We start from the raw sequence: 18334 nt of genomic DNA on the forward strand, positions 1-18334 counted from the left end.
TTAAAAAAACAAATGACCATCACAAAAGAAAGAACCCTCGCTCAAATAGTCCGTAAAGACTTCCCAATTTTACACCAAGAAGTCAACGGCAAACCCTTAGTTTATCTCGACAACGCCGCAACCTCACAAAAACCCGTAGCAGTACTCGACGCACTGCGAAATTACTACGAACAATACAACTCAAACGTGCATCGCGGAGTTCACACTTTAAGCGGAAAAGCTACCGACGCTTACGAAGGTGCGCGGGTAAAAATTGCCAAATTTGTTAACGCTAATTTACCCGAAGAAATCATTTACACCCGCAACGCTTCCGAAGCAATTAACTTAATAGCTTATGCTTGGGGTTTAACTCACTTACAACCCGGAGATGAAATCATCCTCTCCGTTATGGAACATCATAGCAACTTAGTCCCCTGGCAATTAGTAGCTAAAACTACAGGCGCAATATTAAAATTTGTCGAACTAACCCCCAGCGAAGAATTCGATTTGGAACAGTACAAATCCCTAGTTTCCGATAAAACCAAACTCGTCTCAGTAGTTCATGTTTCTAACACCTTGGGTTGCATCAATCCGGTAGAAGAAATTACCGAAATTGCTCATAAATATGGCGCAAAAGTATTAATTGATGCTTGCCAAAGTACACCACATCTGCCTATTGATGTTCAGAAAATTAATTGTGATTGGCTGGTAGCATCTGGACATAAAATGTGTGGGCCAACAGGTATTGGCTTCTTGTATGGTAAAGCAAAAATCCTGCGGGCAATGCCACCTTTTTTGGGTGGTGGTGAAATGATTGCCGATGTGTTTTTAGAAAATTCAACTTATGCGGATATTCCTCATAAATTTGAAGCGGGAACTCCGGCAATAGCGGAAGCAATTGGACTTGGTGCTGCTGTTGATTATCTTTCTAATATTGGCATGGAAAAAATTCATGCTTACGAAGCGGAATTAACAGCTTATTTGTTTGAACAATTGCGCCAAATTCCCGAAATTAGAATTTATGGCCCTCAAGCTAATTCTACAGGAGGAAATAGAGCGGCACTCGCTTCTTTTACGTCGGGAAATGTGCATCCTCATGACTTATCTACGATTTTAGATCAAGCTGGGGTGGCGATTAGGGCGGGGCATCATTGTACCCAACCTTTACACCGTTATTTGAAAGCTCAATCTACGGCGAGAGCGAGTTTGTATTTCTACAATACGAAGGAAGAGATTGATGTTTTTATTGCTGCTTTGAGGGAAGCGATCGAATTTTTTGGCGGAATTTTTGGGTAAAATCGTAGTCGGGCGGGTTTTGTTGAGAAATTGTTTTTGGGAATCATAGATTGTTTGCTAAACCCGCCCCTACAATCAGATATAAACTAGATGATATTATGCCCGAATCTGTTGGAATTGCCAAAGCGATTACTAATTTAAATGTAGCTCATGAAAGGTTAAATTTAAGTCCAACTAATGAGCCAAATTTTTTTACTGAATGGTGGCAAGATTTACCTGAACTGACGGAAGAAGAGAAACAGGCGTTAAATCGATTAAAAAATCGCTATCTTTACTATGCTGCTGATGGTTTTGTCTTAGAAGGAACTGTCAGCATTATTATTTTATCGCCTCTTTTAGAATTGCTGGGATTATGTGATTCTCCTTTTAAGATTCGCGGCGAAAAGTTTGTCAAAGTGGAAATTGAAAACGGAAACACTCAATTAGAGGGTTTTATTGATGCTTTAGTAATTAAAGATTTATTTTGGGTTGTGGTAATAGAAGCGAAACAATATAGTTTTAGCGTTTTACAAGCATTGCCGCAAACTTTAGCATATATGGTGGCAAATCCTAATATAGAAACGCCAGTTTTTGGGTTAATAATGACTGGTGAAGATTATATTTTTGTTAAGTTAAATCAGCAGTTGGGGCAGTATGCTTTGTCGAGAAAGTTTACGCTTGTTAATCCGCAGGAGAATGAACTTTATGAGGTTGTGAGAGTGATTAAGAAAATTATGATTTTAAGGGATGTGTAGTAGGTTTAAATAAAGCAAATTTTTGTAATAAAATTTATAATTTATTGTTTTGGTGTACTATTTATAAATTACCATTATTAATTAATTAATCTTAGAGGTAATGTTTTATGTTAGATGTTTGCATAAAAGTTGCACAAGGAATTTACCTATGGTATCAGCAGGGTTATAATCCACCGCAATTACGAGATAATATGCTTGCTGTTTTTCAAGCTTTTAAATCTGCTTATGATGCTAAAAACGCAGATAAATTAAGTAAAGTTATTTCAGATTCTTATTCAGGCTCTTTGTATGGAACAAAAAATAAAACTGAACTTTGGGGGCTATTTAAAGGTACTTTTAATACTATACCATTAGGATTTAACCCATCTTTAACTATAAATATTTATCAAGTTACTGAAGATAGTAAAGAGGTATTCCAAGCAGTTATAGACTTTAAAAGTAACATTAGTGTGCTATTTGTACCTGTTAAACATATAGATTCTGACCGAGTTTTCATTGAATTATGTCCAGAAAAGCCTTACGGGATATGGAAAATTACGAGAATTGAAAAGATACAAGAGTAAAGCATTTTAGATATTCTCAGTATTTAATTCAACTAAGAAAAACAGAATAAAAAATTTGATCGCCCTCTTTTCTTCGCGTCCTTCGCGTCTTCGCGGTTCAAAAAAAACTCTGCGTTCTCTGCGTCTCTGCGGTTTAAAAAAGATCGATCGCACCAAGCAAACAGACAGAAACTAGGGAAATGCGATCGCACTCTCATCCTCTAAAGCAGTATTATCTCTCTCAAGAGAGTGAGGATTAACCGAATGGTAGACATCGGCTCGTATCGGGTGCGAGTCATGACACAAGATGCTGGCGAACAAGAGGCTGTAATTACTCTTGCCACAGTAGATGATATGCCGACTAATTGGACTTTTAACTGGCAAGAATTATGGCGGCGTACCGACTTTGACTTACAAAATATAGTTAAACTTGTTTATAACCAGCAAATCTGGGGACTAATTAGGTACACTGTTTTTCCCTATCCAGGGCTACCGGAAACTTTAGAAATCGAACAATTAGAAACAAATCCTATTAGTAGAGGTCAGCAAGCTAATCGCCTAATTATACCCATAGGCAAATGGCTAATTTGGTATGCAACACAACTGGGATTGCGCTATTGTTCTGGAGGCGTAAGAGACACACTAATTGTGTTAGTGTCCGTCGATTCAGCCTTTGACTACTACAGGGACATAATAGAGATGGAGTATGTAGGGGCGACAAATATTGCCCCAGGAGAGGATGGATATGTGTTCAAATTCTCAAGAGAAAATGCCTTTACCTTCTGCGAAAGACAAGAAAGACAATGGGGAGTCCCCCGAATTCTTGACTCCTGAACAAGTTCGAGTTGGGACTAATACAATCATGACTCATGCTGAAAGGCAAGCTTTTTGGAGAAATTCTAAAGTTGGTAAGTTACTAGGTTTCGATCGCTGGCCCGATGTTAAACAAGAAGATGATAAGTAAAAGTAGTAAAGTGCGATTGCCCCTCTCTTTCCTTTGCGTTCTTTGCGGTTTAAAAAAGATTGATCGCCCAACCTCCACCCCAAGATAGATGCACAAAATCTTACTACCAAAGATTGATTAAACTTATTTAAAAAAACTGACACAATCACTAAAGAAAGTATTTGTAAAAGCTGTATTAAAGTAATGATTAAATCCTGGATGGTAATTGGGGCAGTGACATTAGTGGTCGCGCTAGGTAGTAATATAATTTTGCCACAAGACGTGAAATGGTTTAAGCGGTTGCAGCGTCCCAGATGGCTAACTTTTGAAGGTCTTATTCCAATTATTTGGACGATTATTTTTATTTGTGGAGCTTGGTCAGCTTATATTGTTTGGGAAACAGATCCAGGGAGCCAAAAAACATGGTGGTTAATGGGTTTTTACTTGTTGGTGGAAATTGCGATCGTAGCTTATAACCCAGTAATGTTTAGGCTCCATAGTTTAAAAGCTGGCACCATTGTTGGTGCTATTGGTTCAATTTTAGGCGTTATTTTAGCCATAACAGTTTGGTCTGTTTCCCCTTGGGCAAGTTTGTTATTACTTCCTTATGTAATTTGGAGTCCCATTGGAACTTACACAACTTATGAAATGATGCAACTCAATCCTAAAGATCAGTAAGATTAATTAATTTACTTGTTTCATCAAAATTGAGCGATCGCATTTTGGCTCCGGTACTAAGGCTTTACACAAAACTTGTGAATATTCCTTAGCAATAATCTCCAGTGTAAAATGGGATTGAAAATAACGACGACCCGCTTTACCCATTTGATTAACTAACTGTTTGTTACTAGCTAAACAACTAATAAATTGAGCTAATTCACTAGCATCACCATTGCGAAAAGTTGCACCACATTTAGCTTCTTCTACTAACTCGCAAAGGTAAGAATGCTCCTCACAAACCACTGCTACAGGACGACCAGCTGCTAAAATGCCGTAAAGTTTGCTAGGAGCAACTAGTCCTTCCATACCCTGACTCACGCTAACTAACGATAAATCGCACGCAGTCAAAGAATAAGGAAGATATTGTTTATCTTGGTAGGGCAAAAATAGACAATTCTTTAAACCAAACAAAGCTACTTGTTCCTCACAAAGTTTCCGTTTAGCACCATCACCTATAAATACAAATTGAATAGGTTGCTCTTGTAATTGTTTAGCAGCTTCCACGATCGTTTCCATATCATGACAGCGACCCATATTACCAGAATAAAGAACCGTGAATTTTTCTACCAAATTATATTTGTGAGCAAACCAGTTATCTTTTTTGGATATGGGAACAATTAAATTAGGATTAGCCCAACTGTGAATTACGGTAATTTTGTCAGCTACTTCTGGACATTTGGCAATAATGCGTTCCTTCATTGTGGAACTAAGAACAATAATTCCCTTGGCATTTTTCCAAATTTCTCTATTAATAAAATTCCAGAATCTCACCACCCAATGTTGTCCCCGAACCACTTTTAACTGCACTGCCACGTCGGGATACAAATCGTAAAGTAAGCATACATAAGGTAAACCAAAACAAATATTAGCTAAGTAACCTAAAATTGGCAAAAAAGGAGGCGCAGTAGTGAGGAGGAGGATATCGCCACGCCAACAGGTTTTAAGTAAATGGAAAGCTGAACGTAAACAGAATAATAAGCCATTAACGGCTTTTCCTCTGATTCTTTGGGGCCAGAGTCTGGCGGTGCGCGATCGCCTAATCAAAAGTCGATCCCTTTGCTCAATCGAAGGGGCTGACTCTTTTTTAAAAGCATAACCTGGTTGACCTGTAAAGATGTGGATATGTAAACCTTGATGCCTTAACTGGGTAGATAACTCCTCAATAAGTTGCCCGGTGGGAGCATAATCTGGCGGATAAAACTGAGTAATAATAGACAGCCTGACTGGGAGTTGCTCTTTAGCTGTATCTTCTTCCTTAATACCACTTGGCTGTGGGGTTAAGAATCTCTGCAATTTCCATTTCGCTTGGGTGATTTCCATTGATAATGCCCTAAAGGTGTCTGTGAAAATAAAACTCAAGACTAATTTGCCGCCACTTCTTTCCTTAGAGAGTTTAATTTTTCTATAGTAAATTTATGGAAAGGCAGCTTCCTAAAGTAACCTGTTTATCTACTGAAGAATTCAGGTCACACATTACACCTATTAACTCTACAAAACCTTTCTCCTTATTCCATAATTTAGGCAACCAAAGAGTATAAATTTTTTTGTGTGAGGAGAGCGCTGTAATACATTTACCACTAAATTTAGCGATATAGCCACTTTAATCGAAGATTCTTCAACTACGTAGTTTTTGGTTTAGTGTAGATGGAGAACCAGAAGGAAGTTGAGAACTAGCACAGGCTTTTAACTGACGCTTTAGGCAAAGTAGCCCAAAGAGATTTTGAGCTACAGCTTGATTACCTTGTACAGTAAGATGCACATCATCACGAAAGTAGGTTGCTACTGTTGCTGGTGACAAGGTTGACCAATTGGTTTGAGTGTCAATGACAGGAATCTGTAAAAATTTAAGCAACCGAAAAAACTCTGGTTTATACTTTGGCACATTAGTTTTTGGTAATAAGTCGTCACGATTGGGCGTAAATAGGACAAAAACAGGTATATTTTTACTACGAACCAGAGTAATTATTTCTTTAAAGTGCTGCATATTTTGCTTAAATTGCTGATCTGGGGACAGAGATCTGGGAGATGAGGCAAAATCGCCATTGGGTAAGCTGTAACCTAATTTACCAGCTACTTGAGGCCAAATATAGCGATTCCAGGCATCTTGGGTTGCCAGCAATGGTGGATGAGTGGGAAAAGCTGGATGATGTCCAACAATTGTGCTAGTACTGGTAGGCTGAGTAAGGTCATGAATGCCTATTTGTAAAATTACTGCATCGGCGTTAAAAGTACCAAATTCCCGGAGATACCCCAAGGCGTTGCCAATTCCCCAAGAACCTGCTGAAGCATTTAATACTTCTGCTGGATGTCCAGATGCAGACAGTTTGGCTTTAAATAGTTCAGTAATAGTTCGGCTTTGATCTGTAGGATTGCCACCATTGAGAACTGAGTCTCCTGTCATTAATATTCTGAGTTTTTCAGGCGGCTTTTTTAGTGTAATTGGTTCGGAGCGTTGCGAGTACTGATTGTACTGAACTTTTTTACCTAATCGGAATAAATTTTGATTGGGTTGAAATCGATAACCAGTAAAAGAGTCTGCTTGTACTAATACTGGGTTTCCTAATCCGAATCCTACTCTTAGTATTACCTCCATCCCAACAAAAACAGCAAGTACAGAACCAGGTATCCAGTACTTTGCAGGTATTTTCATGCTGTAACCTCAAGGTTTAAAAGTGATAATTAGTAATTATTTACTCCTGCTTTTTAGGTAATTTGTGAAGGTAAATTTTTGCCTAGAAGTGAGAGTTAAGGCTGGCTCCTGTACGACCTGTAAAAATCCAAAGTAAGGAGCGACAAATGTCACGTAAGATACGAAGCCAAGATTCGGATGGTTCATTGGATGAAACAGTTAGGGGAGTAAATATAATACCTTGACTACCTAGAATTAGGGTAGCAATTGCTTTTGCCCTGGTTATGTGATATGCAGAGGTAATCAGGTAGAGATGTTGAATTTTTCGACTTTTAAAGTCGTTGATTAATGTTGTAAAGTTGGTGACGGTATCAACTGCACGGTAGTCTAGATGTACTCTGCTGTTTGGGATGCCAAAGGCGCGAAAAATTGGTCTGGCAAATTCGGGAGAGGTACCGGAAGAAACCCAAATTTCTAAGTTAGGATGTTTGGTGGCGAATTGGGCGGTAAAGTATTCTCGATCGAGCCAACTACCCAGAGTCAGTATAGCTTGTGGCTGGGGTGCTTGGATATTGGCGATCGCTATTCGCACTGGAATAAAAGTCATTAGCACTACTAAAAAGCCAATGATTGCTAATTTAATTAATCTCAGAGCGCTAAAGCGCAACAACATACCCATTTTAGGTATTTTCAATTTTACATACCCAAATTACCGTGCTATTAAGTAGATTGCTACCCCAAGGAAAAGGAGAAAATTTTCGTTGCTGAATTTTGACTTTTTTACTCAGTAATTGCTCTATTTTACGGTAATCAAACCCTTTGTGACCAGTGTAATCATTTTTTAGGGAATGGGATGAGGGAAAACTTTCCACGTCCCACATAATTGCGGCAGATATCATCTCGCTTGGGGTGTATTTTTCGTAACCGTAATTGCCTTTGAGATTGGCAAAGTAGCGTCCGATTTGTTTGAAGAAAAGTGATGGCCCAATTTCAATGGGAACGGAGATAATCATTGTGGCTCCCGGTTGACTATAAGTTAAAATTTGAGCTAAAGCACTTTCAGTATTACCTATATGTTCTAAGGTTTCGGTGCAGAAAATTAGATCGCTACTTTGCGGGGGTATTACTTTAGATAATTCTTCTGGTTTACAAAATTTAAATCCTGGGATTTCTGCAAACATTTCTTGGCAAGCTTCTAACATATAATCTGCCACGTCAATGCCAATTCCTGATGAGATTATGCCTTGTTCATAAGCAATTTTTAGTAACCAACCATCACCACAACCGTAGTCGAGTGCTTGCTGATATTTAGTATTACCCAGGAGATTTAAAACTGCACTAAATCGAGAGCGATGTGCTAACCTTGTTAAGGGATTTCCCTGCTGTAATAAACGTTGAGAGTAAGTCATTTTGTGATTAAGGAAATTTGATTTATTGGGATAGTGTTTGTTTTTCAATAATGGTGCGATAAGCTTCGGTAAGTTGATAAGCGATCGCATTCCAAGAATAACGCTCTTTGACTAGTTTTTTGCCATTTTCTGCTAATTGATACCGCTGTTCTGGAGTTGAAATTAGTTGAGCGATCGCATTGGCAATTGTCTCCTCTTCTCCTGCTACAATTAACCCAGCATTAGCCCTGGAAATTTCCGGCGCAATTTGAATATCTGGGGTAATAATCACTGGTAATCCATTTGCTAATGCTTCCGCTACAGCAATGCCAAAATTTTCGGAAAAAGATGGCAATACAAATATATCCGATCCTTGCAAAAGTAAATCTTTATCTTTCCCAGTCACAAACCCAGAAAAGGTAGTTTGAGCAATTAAACCGCTATCTAAAACTAATTTTTGTAAATATTGTAGGTATTCAGGCTCACCCGTACCAGCTAAAATTAGATGAAATTGAGTTTGGTTGAATGCCAATTTTTCCAGGGAACGGATTAATAAATCTGGACGTTTTTTATAATGTAATCGAGAGAGAAATAAGACTATGGGAATTGTGGAATTAATCTGATATTTGTCGCGGATTTTTTGTTTAGCGTCTGGCAAAGTTTCTGGTTGTTTTACTCCTAAAGGTAGAGTGACAGTAGGGGTTTTTATGCCAAAATTTCGGACATCTTTGACTTCTCCTTCGGAAGTGCAATGAATAGCTGCTGCACGATTCAAATTATGCCTTTCTATGAGTAAGCTATATATTTGTTTTTTGCGCTGACTTTGCGCTAGTGCCCAAGGTGCAAGTTGTCCCATTGTGCGAACTGTGTAGGGTATTTTTTGCCAACGTGCGATCGCGCCTGCACAAGTTGAAGCGTAAGAAAAAAGATAATGATTATCTAAAATGTCGTAATTTCTGATATTTTGCCACAACCATTTAGTAATAGCTGGCGAGAAAAAATATTCTTTTAAAGATAAAGAAGATTTTGGCAAAAACCACACTGGAACTTGTGCATATTCAACACATTGATATAAGGGCACATCTACATTATCATTAGTAGTAACTATTTCAGCTTCAATTTTACATTCTCGCAAAGCTTTTACTAAGTTTAAAACTACTTGTGTTGGGCCACCAAGAGTGGGGCTAATTGAGGGAATAACGTGCAAAACTTTCATTTTACTAACTCACTTTGCATAATTTCTTTTAAGCTCTGTTTAAAGCGATCAAAACCATAAATTTCCTGAACTTTTTGGCGTAATATTTCTGGCTGATACATAATTGGGTGAGGATAAGTACCTTGCAATATTTTAATCAAAGTTTGGCTAATTTCTGTGAGGTTATCAGGGTCTACTAAAGCGCCTAATTCGCCGTGACAAAGAGCATCAACAGCACCATCTTTGTCTCCTCCTAAAGTTGGTTTGCCACAAGCTAAAGCTTCTAAATAAACAATACCAAATCCCTCACCTTTGCTGGGCATAGCGAAGACATCACAAAGATTGTAATGATCGCTCAGTTCATTGTCAGGAATGAACCCGGCTAATGTAACACAATTTTGTAAATCCAACTGAGAGATTAATTGCATAATCCGCGATTTGTCGTTACCTTTTCCCCCTAGAATATAATGTACATTTGGAATATAACGGCGAATTTCTGGTAATGCTTGAATAATTCGATCGTACCCTTTATATTGTTCGCTACGATCGAGTCTAGCTACTGTTAAAATAATAGAATGATTAGTTGTTAATTCATAACGTTTTAATAGGTATTCTGGTTGAGGACTAATTTGAAAACGACTGGCATCAAAAGTATTGGGTAAAAGGACAACTTTAGTTGGGTCTAGGTTTTGTTCAGTGAGTAGGCGATCGCGAGTGTAACCGCTAACTGAAATAATTTTATCTGCATTTTGCAACGCAGTTTTTAGGGCAGGGCGATCGATATTCCAAGCATCAACACCATGAGCAACCGCCCAATAGGGAATATTTGCTATCCGTTTTAACCAATAAGCAGCCATAGTAAAATTTAGATGGGTAGATATAATTAAATTTGGTCGTTGCCAAAGTCCATATCTAAATATTTGCGTAGCAAAAAATATGGTTCTAAAATTGGCTGGTGCAATTCCGGCAAAGTGAAATTTAGTATCAGGTAGAAAGGAAAAATCTGTTGATAAAAAAGTATCGTGTTTAAGAAAAATATGATAATCTAGATCTGGGTATAAACTCTGTAATGCTTCCAGAAAAAAAGCTGAATAAGTTTGAATTCCCCCTTTAAATTGAAACATATTAGGAATCCAAAGATGGAGCAACGATTTTTGAGAAAGCATAGTTTGATTAGAAGTTGATATTATTTGATAAGTAGGCATTTAAAGTAAATTTATGGATACTATTTCTCTTCCTTTTGGTTTACCTTGGTTGCAGCCATTTGACTTTCCTTACAAACTGGGAATATGCGATCGAATTTTCGGAAAAGCGATCGCCAAACAAAGAATTTGCTGGGCACAAACTGCCGCTGGTATTCCCTGGAAATTGGATTTGGCAAACCCCGTGCATCGCTGGATCGTGTATGGTAAATATGAAGGCCCACCGTTTATTAATTGGGCGAAAAAGTTTTTACCGACCGATGGAATCATTGTAGATTCTGGTGCCAACATTGGTCAAATATTACTATACTTGGCTCAGTTTGTACCACAAGGCAAAGTATTAGCATTTGAACCGGGAAAAGAGCAAGCAGACTGGTTAGCAGAATGTTTAGCTGTTAATTCCACTTTACCAGTAGAATTGATTCGTTGCGGTTTGGGAGCAACTACCACGCAATTGAAACTTCGCACTCATGGGCCAGAATACATTCATGGTTACTGGTGTCAAGTATCAGAAACTGAAGGCGAACCAATTCAAATTGTTAGATTAGCAGATGAATTGGAGAAGAGAGCGATCGAAAAAGTTGACTTGTGGAAACTAGATGTTGAAGGTTACGAAATACCAGCTTTACAAGGAGCAGAAGAACTAATTAAAGAAAAGCGAATTCGGGTTATTTATGCAGAATTAATGAAAGAAAACGGTCAACGAATTAGAGAATATTTAGCTAATTTTGGCTATAAATGTTACTTGTTTAAACCAAACGGCAACCTTTACGTTCCTAATGAATTACCTATCTACACTAATGGATTATTTGTACCGTAATTCAGAAGTTCTTTCACCCGATTTGCCAATTTTTGCCGATATAAACTCCAAGTTAATTGCTCGGCTCTCTGACGAGCAGCTTTTCCCATTTCAGTTAATTCTAAAGAGTGAAGATAACACCATTCGAGTTTTTCCTTAAGTGCTTCTACGTCCCGAACAGGAATAATAAAACCTTCTATTCCATTAGTGATGATATCACCAATACCAGAGTTGAGGGTAGTAATAATTGGAATACCGCAAGCCATTGCTTCTAGAACTACTAAAGGCATTCCTTCCACCAAAGTTGGCAAAACTAAAACATTAGCACTGCTATAGTAATTATTTAAAGAAGCGTGGGGAACTGAGGGAATAAAGCGAACTTTTTCTTGGTATTGCTGCAAGTAATTTTCGGGAAATTCATTCAATCCTACTAACAACAATTCTGCTTCTGGTAAGCGCAATTTCTGCCATGCTTGGAATAGATAGTGAACACCTTTTCGGGGACTAACTCTACCGACAAATAAAGCTCGAAATATTTTATCAGTCTTGGGTTTTGGTTGGAAATAATCGATCGGTGCACCAAAAGGAATAACGCTAATTTTTTCTGGTTTTACTCCTGCTTCTACCACAGAATTTTTCACAAAAGAAGAGGCGACAAAAATGTGGTCTGCTAACTGGATTTCTTGCTCTTTTCGTTCGATTTTCCAAGCTGGTTCTTTCGCTGCTTGTAATGCTGAGGCTAATTCTGGAAAGTTGTTAGCTTCTTGAGTTTGAATATCACGATTAGCATGATAGAAGAGAATTGGCAAATCATAAAAGCAAAAAATTCCCTGTTTTTTAGCAGCTTGAAATGTGGCAGCAGCGCCATCTTCGTAAGCGTAAACGGCGTTTAAATTTTTTAGGTGATGTTGGGAGACATGGCGATCGATCGAAGCATAAATCCAATCAACCGTTTGTTGTAAACTAATGCCTAAACGGTTATGCAATCCAGTTCTGACTAAAGCGATTCGGAGTGCTTCTTTTTGCGGATGCGATCGCAAAAAAACACCTTCTGGAGCAATCCAAGTTCTTCTTCCTAATTCATCAGCTACTCGTTTTTTAATTGAACTTGGCAGTAAATTTAAATAGCGGGAAAAAGTTCCTTTTGGATTGTAGGCAATTGTGGTAATTATTTCCGATAATAAACCTGCTTCTGCCAAAGCTAATGCAGCTTCACGGGAGTTCGGATTCCCCATCGGGTGAATCAGAGAGATGCGCGGATTGGACATTGTGCCACCAGTATAATTGTTGTTGCCAATTTGCCATTTGTTCTAGTCTAGGCAATAGGAAAATGAAGCTAGTAAGAAACCAAAAATAGACTGAAAAAGTATGGTGAAAAACTAATTGTCCATTGAGCCAAATTACCTGAATTAAGCAAGCTGCTAGTGCTAATTGGCGCAAAAATGGTCTTTTAAGTTTCCAGAATACCAGTAAAAGAGCAATAGCAATACTTATCCTCATTCCATACCATAAAATAAACCCGATCGGCCCTAATTCTAAAGCTATTCGTCCCATTTCTCCCTCAAATCCTACCGGAATTATTTCGCCAGTTGGTAAACCTAATCCTCTGCGAAGTGCGGGAGTTCCTGGGTGTGTTGCTCCTGCACCAAAACCGTCAAATTCTTTATATTTAATAAATTGTAAAGGCTCTGACAAACTACCAGAAATTCTTTCGGCTATATCCTGGTTTTTAGTTGTCCTTCGTGAGAATTGATCGATCGCTGGAGCAAACCATAAACTAGCTACAATTGCCACCACAATAACTGGTAATGAAAATTTGAACAACCAACGTAAAGTGTTTGAAGGTTGACTGATACCTCTGATTCCTATAAAACCTAATAAAAATAACACAGAAGCCAAAGTAACAGTTCGAGAACCGTTCATTACAGAGTTAATAATTATTAGAAAAAATTCCGAGATAGTAAGAATCAACCACAATTTTGTCTGTCTGATAGTCAGCATGGGTACTAGTAAACCAAAGCAGACAAACAGATACCCTGAATAACTGTTAATGTAAGAAAAAGTTCCTGTAACTCTTACTGCTGCACTTGCTCCAAAACCAAATGTAGCCACTTTCACATCTGTATCTCCAGCGTAGGCATTTATTGGGCTAGAAGCAGGACTGTAAAACTGTAATATGCCGATAATTCCAGTGAAAAATATTAATAAAAACTGCGCTCTTAAAAATTTATAAAAATCCTCTTCCGTTTCAAACAATGTTGGCAATATCCACACTAAAGGAACATAAAAAAGATAAGCTTTTAGCCCTAATATTCCTACTAGTGGCGAACCTAAACTAGGATTTAATGCTTGAACCAAGCACCAGCCTGCAACTATAAAAATTATTACATTAATAAAATTGTTACTAATAGGTATTTTTGGCTTATTTGGTAAAAAGAAAAAGTACTTAATGTAAGCTCCCAATAAAACTAAATCTTTTAAAAAATAAATCATTTCGCTGGCTTGAGGCAGTATCCATTTTCGCAGTGCTCCCTCAATTACCAGGATAAAAAATACAGATTTAATAGCAGTACGCCAGTTAGAAAACGAAACTACAATTATACTTATAACTATAATTAGAGCAAAAAGTAATTTCACTGCCTTGCCCTCTCAAAAACTTTTAAATATTGTTTAGCAACTACGGCTTTTTTATGATTCATTAGATGTAATTTCGCTTTTTCTTTGTATTGGTTCAACTTTTCGGTATTTGTTAATAAATCTAGCAAAACTTGAGTTAAAGCTGAAACATTGTTGTTAGGAAAAGTGACTCCACAAGGGCCGATCGCATCTTTTAAACCCCCTCCCTCTGAGCCAACAACCACACAGCCACAAGCAATTCCTTCCAATGCTACAATTCCAAAAGGTTCCTGCCAACGTGATGGTACAACCAAAATTTTATGAGCATTTAATATTCGAGCCAATTCCTGTTCCAACTTTACACCAACAAAATCTACCTGAGCATCAATTCCTAAATTTTTTGCTTGTTGACGTAGATTAAATTCTTCTGCACCACTGCCTATTATAGACAGTTTTGGAGTTAATCCCAAATTCTTGAGATTACCCATAGCTTCTAGTAATAAATCTGCACCTTTATCTGTTACTAAACGTCCCAAAAATACCAGTTCTTTGTCGCGGGAGATTTCGGGAATTTCGGAAAAAATCTCTTCTTGATAAGGATTAGAAATTATAGTCGATCGAGTTGACAAACCAGAGGCAATTGCTTTACTAACTGAAATATTACTGGCAAATCGAATACAAAATTGTTTCAAATAATCTTGCCAGGAAATCCTACCATTTGGGCGAGTATACCAATTATTATGAGATACAATCCAAGGCTTAGGATGAATCATTAAAGGCCAAAGCCCTTTTAAACTAATACTAGGTTGAAAATAAACTTCACACCAATTAACTAACTTTAGTAATGTTTGAAAATTCGGTTTTCTGATTACTTCAAACGGGAAAACTTTTGAGTTAGTTGCCAATGTTTGAGTGACTAATTTTACTTCATTTCCTTGAGCGACAAACTCATCAGCCAAGATAGAAACAACTGTCTCTGTTCCGCCAACGCTAGGATAGAATAGAGGTGAATAAATTAGAATTTTCATTGGGAAGATTTGCTATTAAAAAGTATACTCCAACCTTTATTTTTCATGCGTTGGATTGCTCGCGATCGCTCTTTTGTTGCCAGGTAATTTGGTGGTTCCCAAGGGTGAGGTATACTGTCCTTAGTTGGTGTTTCCAGCAGAGGCTTCCAAAAACCTTTTTTAATTCTGAATATACTATATCCCCGATCTTCTAAGAACTGAGTCACAGGAGAGGGATAAGCACGATGTTCTTCAAAGACAATATCGCGGATTTGTTGATTAGAAATTAGGCGATCGGCACCTTGCAAAACTTCAAGTTCGTGTCCTTCAACATCAATTTTAATTAAGCCAATATGTTCGTTTTCGGGAATAATTTCATCTAGTTTTACTAAATCAACAGGACAAGTTTCTAGAACGTCTTTTTCAGGATTACTCAGGGAAGCTGTACCTCTGTTTTCATTAAAATCTCTCGGTAAATATAGTATTCCTTGACCGGATTGATTTGAAAGAGCTTTTTGGTTAATTGTAATTTGATGCCAGCCGAGTTGGTTTTGCCAATAACTGATATTTTCCGATAATTCTTCGTAGATTTTAGGCAATGGTTCAAAAGATAAAACTTTTCCTTTTTGTCCGACTTTTTGAGCCATTAAACTGGTAATATAACCGATATTTGCACCAACATCGATCGCCAATTCTCCCGGTTCCAACAAGCGCCAAATTAGTTCGCTGAGTCCTAAGTCATAGATACCCATGATCCAGATTGAACGTCCAATCACTTCCGCAGGCCGAATCTTAATTTTTGCTCCCCAAGGTAATATTACGTCTTCAAATTCATTGGTTGGGCTTTTATCTGGTCGAAGCAGACGACGATATATTTGAATTGGTCTAAAAATATATTCTGGTCGATTAAGGTATTCTATAAGTTTCATTTCAAATTATTTCCTTATTTAATGCTTAAGGGTGAGGATAATTCACTCTAATCAGATCTGTACCAAGAAATAGGCAGAGCCTATGTGTTTTCGTTCCCAGGTTGAACCTGGGAACGAGGTCTGGGAGGTTCTACCTCCTTGGCTGCATCTGCTTTCCTTGGAGCCTTCTGCATTCTTCCACTAGCTTAATTTAGCTCCATAGTTTAGCGCCTGCACTTGGTTGTCGCCAAAGATTGCAATTTTTGCAGATTTCTAATTGGGCACCTTGGCCTTGGATATGGAGACGACGAGCTTCTGTTAATTCTGGCCCATGCCAAATTTCTTTTAATGATTGAGTTTTCAGGTCGCCTACTACATTTTCTTGGTTCCAGTCTTCACAACAAAGTACGGCTCTACCATCTGCCCAAATGTTCATATCTTTAAAAGGAAGGACGCAAGCAGGAGTATTATTTCCGAACTCGCCGACGTTGAATTTATTATTCAAACTTCCTAATCTATTGGAGAAACCAGAAAATCCCACAAAGTCTACAACTCCTTTCCATTTTTGAGAAAATTGTTCTACTTCATGCTCATTTTGAGGAATGATTACCATTGCAACCCTAATTTGAGGAAAATTGAGATGGCGTTGTTTGCGAATTGCCATAACATTGTGAATGTTTTCTTCAATTTGAGGGGTTTTTAAACCGATGCGAATTGATTGGGCTGTTTCTGCGGTTGCACCATCAATACAAATGTTTAACAGATGGATTTTATGCTTGATGAAAAGCTCGATTTTGTCTTCAAAAAGTCGGTGGGCGTTGGTGTTGATAATGACTTTAAATTTGTATTCTTTTGAGGAGATATATTCCAGATAATCACCGAGATTAGGAATAGTGAGAATTTCCCCATATCCGTTAGGACAAAGATAAGGAATTTTCATTTCCGCTGCTTCGTCGATCAGCTTTTTAAATAAGTCGAAATTCATGGGACGCATGGGCCGATCCATGTCTAGTCGCGGACAATGAATACATCTAGAATCGCAGGCAGCTGTAATTTCAAAATTTAAGCTTTGAGGTCGTTCTGACCAATAGGGCGATCGAATACTATCTTTAATAATTTCCGAAACATCATAAGCGGTATTTTTGATCCGAGAAAGCACTTGCATTTAATTAGCTCCTTTAAATTTTGCGAGGAAGTTTTAAACTTTTTTGTTATTTACTAACTAGATTTTTTTGTCTTTCATGAGGTAAGCGGCAAAGGTTTTTGCTTGTTGTGACAAGTTGTGGTTTTGATACCAAGTGTAGGCATTATCTGCGATCGCCTGCCCTAGTTCCAGACTCAGTTTATCTGATGGACAATCTGCCAGCCAATAATGTTTCCCAGCTTCGAGTCCATCCATTGACTCTGCGGTGTAAAAAGTCCCAATAGGAATCATCCTGTGGGCACAATAGGCAGCAAATATAGTTGATTTGGCAAGATAATCCAAGGGATAGTCAAAGAAACCAACTATAGCACTAGATAGAATTGCGCTGACTTCTACAGCTGCGGTTTTTCCCATAGCTACCACTGGCACTCCCTTGATTTCGGAAATTTCTAACCCGATTGGTGGTCCGATATCTATAATTTCCTCAATTCCCAATTCTTGGCAAGTGTTTCCCAAAGCAGTTAGCGATCGCTGATACACCCGCTGTCTAGTGCTGCTACCACCAAATACTACTAACTTTCGGGAACGCTTTGCCAATGGTGGCACTTGCTCTGGTTCGCCTATATTGGAAAAAACTGGCAGTGTGGGAACTTGGCTTTGCTGCCCTAAACTTAATTTGTATAGCAAGTTAGCATATATTTGTTTACTGGTAATACAGCGATCGCTTAATCGAGAAAGACGAGATGCTAAGTGATTTTGAATTGGAGATAACCAAAAGGAACTGCTCAAAATTGGACTAGAGGTGTAAAGTTCGTGAAACATGGTGACGAGAGTGCGATCGCTTTGAGCATTTCGCCATTTTTGCAAACCATCTATTAACCAAAAAGGACAACCCCGCTTGGCATAAGCGTAGCTGACATAGTGTAGCAAAATTGTCGTTGATGGGGGAGAATTATGGTTTAGTAGGGATAGTAGAGTGGAGATGGTGCGATCGTTTACTTTACGAACTGAAAACCCTTCGATTTCAGATTCTCCTACCCAATTAGTATTGCCTATAATAAAATCTGTATTTATGGCGAAATCTTTACGAAGTTGCCGAGCCAAATTAAGTGCATAATCTCCTACACCATCAATAGCAGGAGGCAGACCAGAAACAATAGAAATTATTTGCATTATCTTCAGCAATTGGTCAGATTAAAAATTTTACTTAACATTTTTTAGAGTACTCATTA

General features: G+C 38.1%; 18 protein-coding genes. 6 read left to right on the top strand and 12 right to left on the bottom strand.

Features of this window, described 5'->3' with window-relative positions:
• Positions 1-12 precede the first annotated feature (12 nt).
• The 5 genes from ACE1CA_RS02370 to ACE1CA_RS02390 all read left to right on the top strand — a co-directional run bounded on the left by ACE1CA_RS02370 (position 13) and on the right by ACE1CA_RS02390 (position 4172).
• On the top strand, positions 13-1275 hold the full coding sequence (locus ACE1CA_RS02370) for a SufS family cysteine desulfurase (protein ID WP_413276251.1): 1263 nt from the start codon (positions 13-15) through the stop codon (positions 1273-1275).
• 98 nt (positions 1276-1373) lie between these two features.
• Complete coding sequence (locus ACE1CA_RS02375; protein ID WP_413276252.1) at positions 1374-2009, top strand: type I restriction endonuclease subunit R; 636 nt, start codon at positions 1374-1376, stop codon at positions 2007-2009.
• 107 nt (positions 2010-2116) lie between these two features.
• Entirely contained in the window at positions 2117-2572 is a 456-nt protein-coding gene (locus ACE1CA_RS02380) for a hypothetical protein (RefSeq protein ID WP_413276253.1), read from the top strand.
• Between the two features lie 243 nt (positions 2573-2815).
• Positions 2816-3385, top strand: coding sequence for a hypothetical protein (locus tag ACE1CA_RS02385; protein WP_413276254.1), 570 nt, complete (start codon positions 2816-2818; stop codon positions 3383-3385).
• Between the two features lie 313 nt (positions 3386-3698).
• Positions 3699-4172: a TspO/MBR family protein gene (locus ACE1CA_RS02390; RefSeq protein WP_413276255.1), complete on the top strand. Its 474-nt coding sequence runs from the start codon at positions 3699-3701 to the stop codon at positions 4170-4172.
• A gap of 6 nt (positions 4173-4178) precedes the next feature.
• On the opposite strand, the gene ACE1CA_RS02395 is transcribed toward ACE1CA_RS02390, so the two are convergent.
• From ACE1CA_RS02395 to ACE1CA_RS02420, 6 genes are all read right to left on the bottom strand, one after another.
• A complete protein-coding gene (locus ACE1CA_RS02395) occupies positions 4179-5534 on the bottom strand; it encodes a glycosyltransferase family 4 protein (protein ID WP_413276256.1) in 1356 nt (451 codons plus the stop codon).
• A gap of 295 nt (positions 5535-5829) precedes the next feature.
• On the bottom strand, positions 5830-6864 hold the full coding sequence (locus ACE1CA_RS02400) for an SGNH/GDSL hydrolase family protein (protein WP_413276257.1): 1035 nt from the start codon (positions 6862-6864) through the stop codon (positions 5830-5832).
• Positions 6865-6946: 82 nt separating this feature from the next.
• Complete coding sequence (locus tag ACE1CA_RS02405; protein WP_459563564.1) at positions 6947-7516, bottom strand: YdcF family protein; 570 nt, start codon at positions 7514-7516, stop codon at positions 6947-6949.
• 7 nt (positions 7517-7523) lie between these two features.
• Entirely contained in the window at positions 7524-8252 is a 729-nt protein-coding gene (locus tag ACE1CA_RS02410) for a class I SAM-dependent methyltransferase (protein WP_413276259.1), read from the bottom strand.
• A 22-nt stretch (positions 8253-8274) separates the two neighbouring features.
• Positions 8275-9447 (bottom strand): glycosyltransferase, encoded by a 1173-nt coding sequence (locus ACE1CA_RS02415; protein ID WP_413276260.1) that lies wholly within the window; start codon positions 9445-9447, stop codon positions 8275-8277.
• Positions 9444-10550: a glycosyltransferase gene (locus ACE1CA_RS02420; RefSeq protein ID WP_413276261.1), complete on the bottom strand. Its 1107-nt coding sequence runs from the start codon at positions 10548-10550 to the stop codon at positions 9444-9446. The genes ACE1CA_RS02415 and ACE1CA_RS02420 overlap by 4 nt, the downstream gene beginning before the upstream one ends.
• 94 nt (positions 10551-10644) lie before the next feature.
• Here ACE1CA_RS02420 and ACE1CA_RS02425 point away from each other — a divergent pair, with 94 nt between their 5' ends.
• Positions 10645-11448: an FkbM family methyltransferase gene (locus ACE1CA_RS02425; protein ID WP_413276262.1), complete on the top strand. Its 804-nt coding sequence runs from the start codon at positions 10645-10647 to the stop codon at positions 11446-11448.
• On the opposite strand, the gene ACE1CA_RS02430 is transcribed toward ACE1CA_RS02425, so the two are convergent.
• The 6 genes from ACE1CA_RS02430 to ACE1CA_RS02455 all read right to left on the bottom strand — a co-directional run bounded on the left by ACE1CA_RS02430 (position 11421) and on the right by ACE1CA_RS02455 (position 18275).
• A complete protein-coding gene (locus ACE1CA_RS02430) occupies positions 11421-12695 on the bottom strand; it encodes a glycosyltransferase family 4 protein (RefSeq protein WP_459563563.1) in 1275 nt (424 codons plus the stop codon). The two genes, ACE1CA_RS02425 and ACE1CA_RS02430, sit on opposite strands and share 28 nt — an antisense overlap.
• Positions 12640-13920, bottom strand: coding sequence for a hypothetical protein (locus tag ACE1CA_RS02435; RefSeq protein WP_413276264.1), 1281 nt, complete (start codon positions 13918-13920; stop codon positions 12640-12642). The genes ACE1CA_RS02430 and ACE1CA_RS02435 overlap by 56 nt, the downstream gene beginning before the upstream one ends.
• 140 nt (positions 13921-14060) lie before the next feature.
• A complete protein-coding gene (locus ACE1CA_RS02440; protein ID WP_486517625.1) occupies positions 14061-15071 on the bottom strand; it encodes a glycosyltransferase family 4 protein in 1011 nt (336 codons plus the stop codon).
• Complete coding sequence (locus tag ACE1CA_RS02445; RefSeq protein ID WP_413276266.1) at positions 15068-15979, bottom strand: FkbM family methyltransferase; 912 nt, start codon at positions 15977-15979, stop codon at positions 15068-15070. Before ACE1CA_RS02445 ends, ACE1CA_RS02440 begins: the two co-directional genes overlap by 4 nt.
• Before the next feature lie 190 nt (positions 15980-16169).
• Positions 16170-17123, bottom strand: coding sequence for a radical SAM/SPASM domain-containing protein (locus ACE1CA_RS02450; protein ID WP_413276267.1), 954 nt, complete (start codon positions 17121-17123; stop codon positions 16170-16172).
• A 57-nt stretch (positions 17124-17180) separates the two neighbouring features.
• Positions 17181-18275 carry a hypothetical protein gene (locus ACE1CA_RS02455; RefSeq protein WP_413276268.1) on the bottom strand — a complete coding sequence of 365 codons (1095 nt, stop codon included), beginning with the start codon at positions 18273-18275 and terminating at the stop codon, positions 17181-17183.
• Positions 18276-18334: the final 59 nt, after the last annotated feature.

The organism is Floridaenema evergladense BLCC-F167 (genome assembly GCF_041929205.2).
GTDB classification, from domain to species: domain Bacteria; phylum Cyanobacteriota; class Cyanobacteriia; order Cyanobacteriales; family Aerosakkonemataceae; genus Floridanema; species Floridanema evergladense.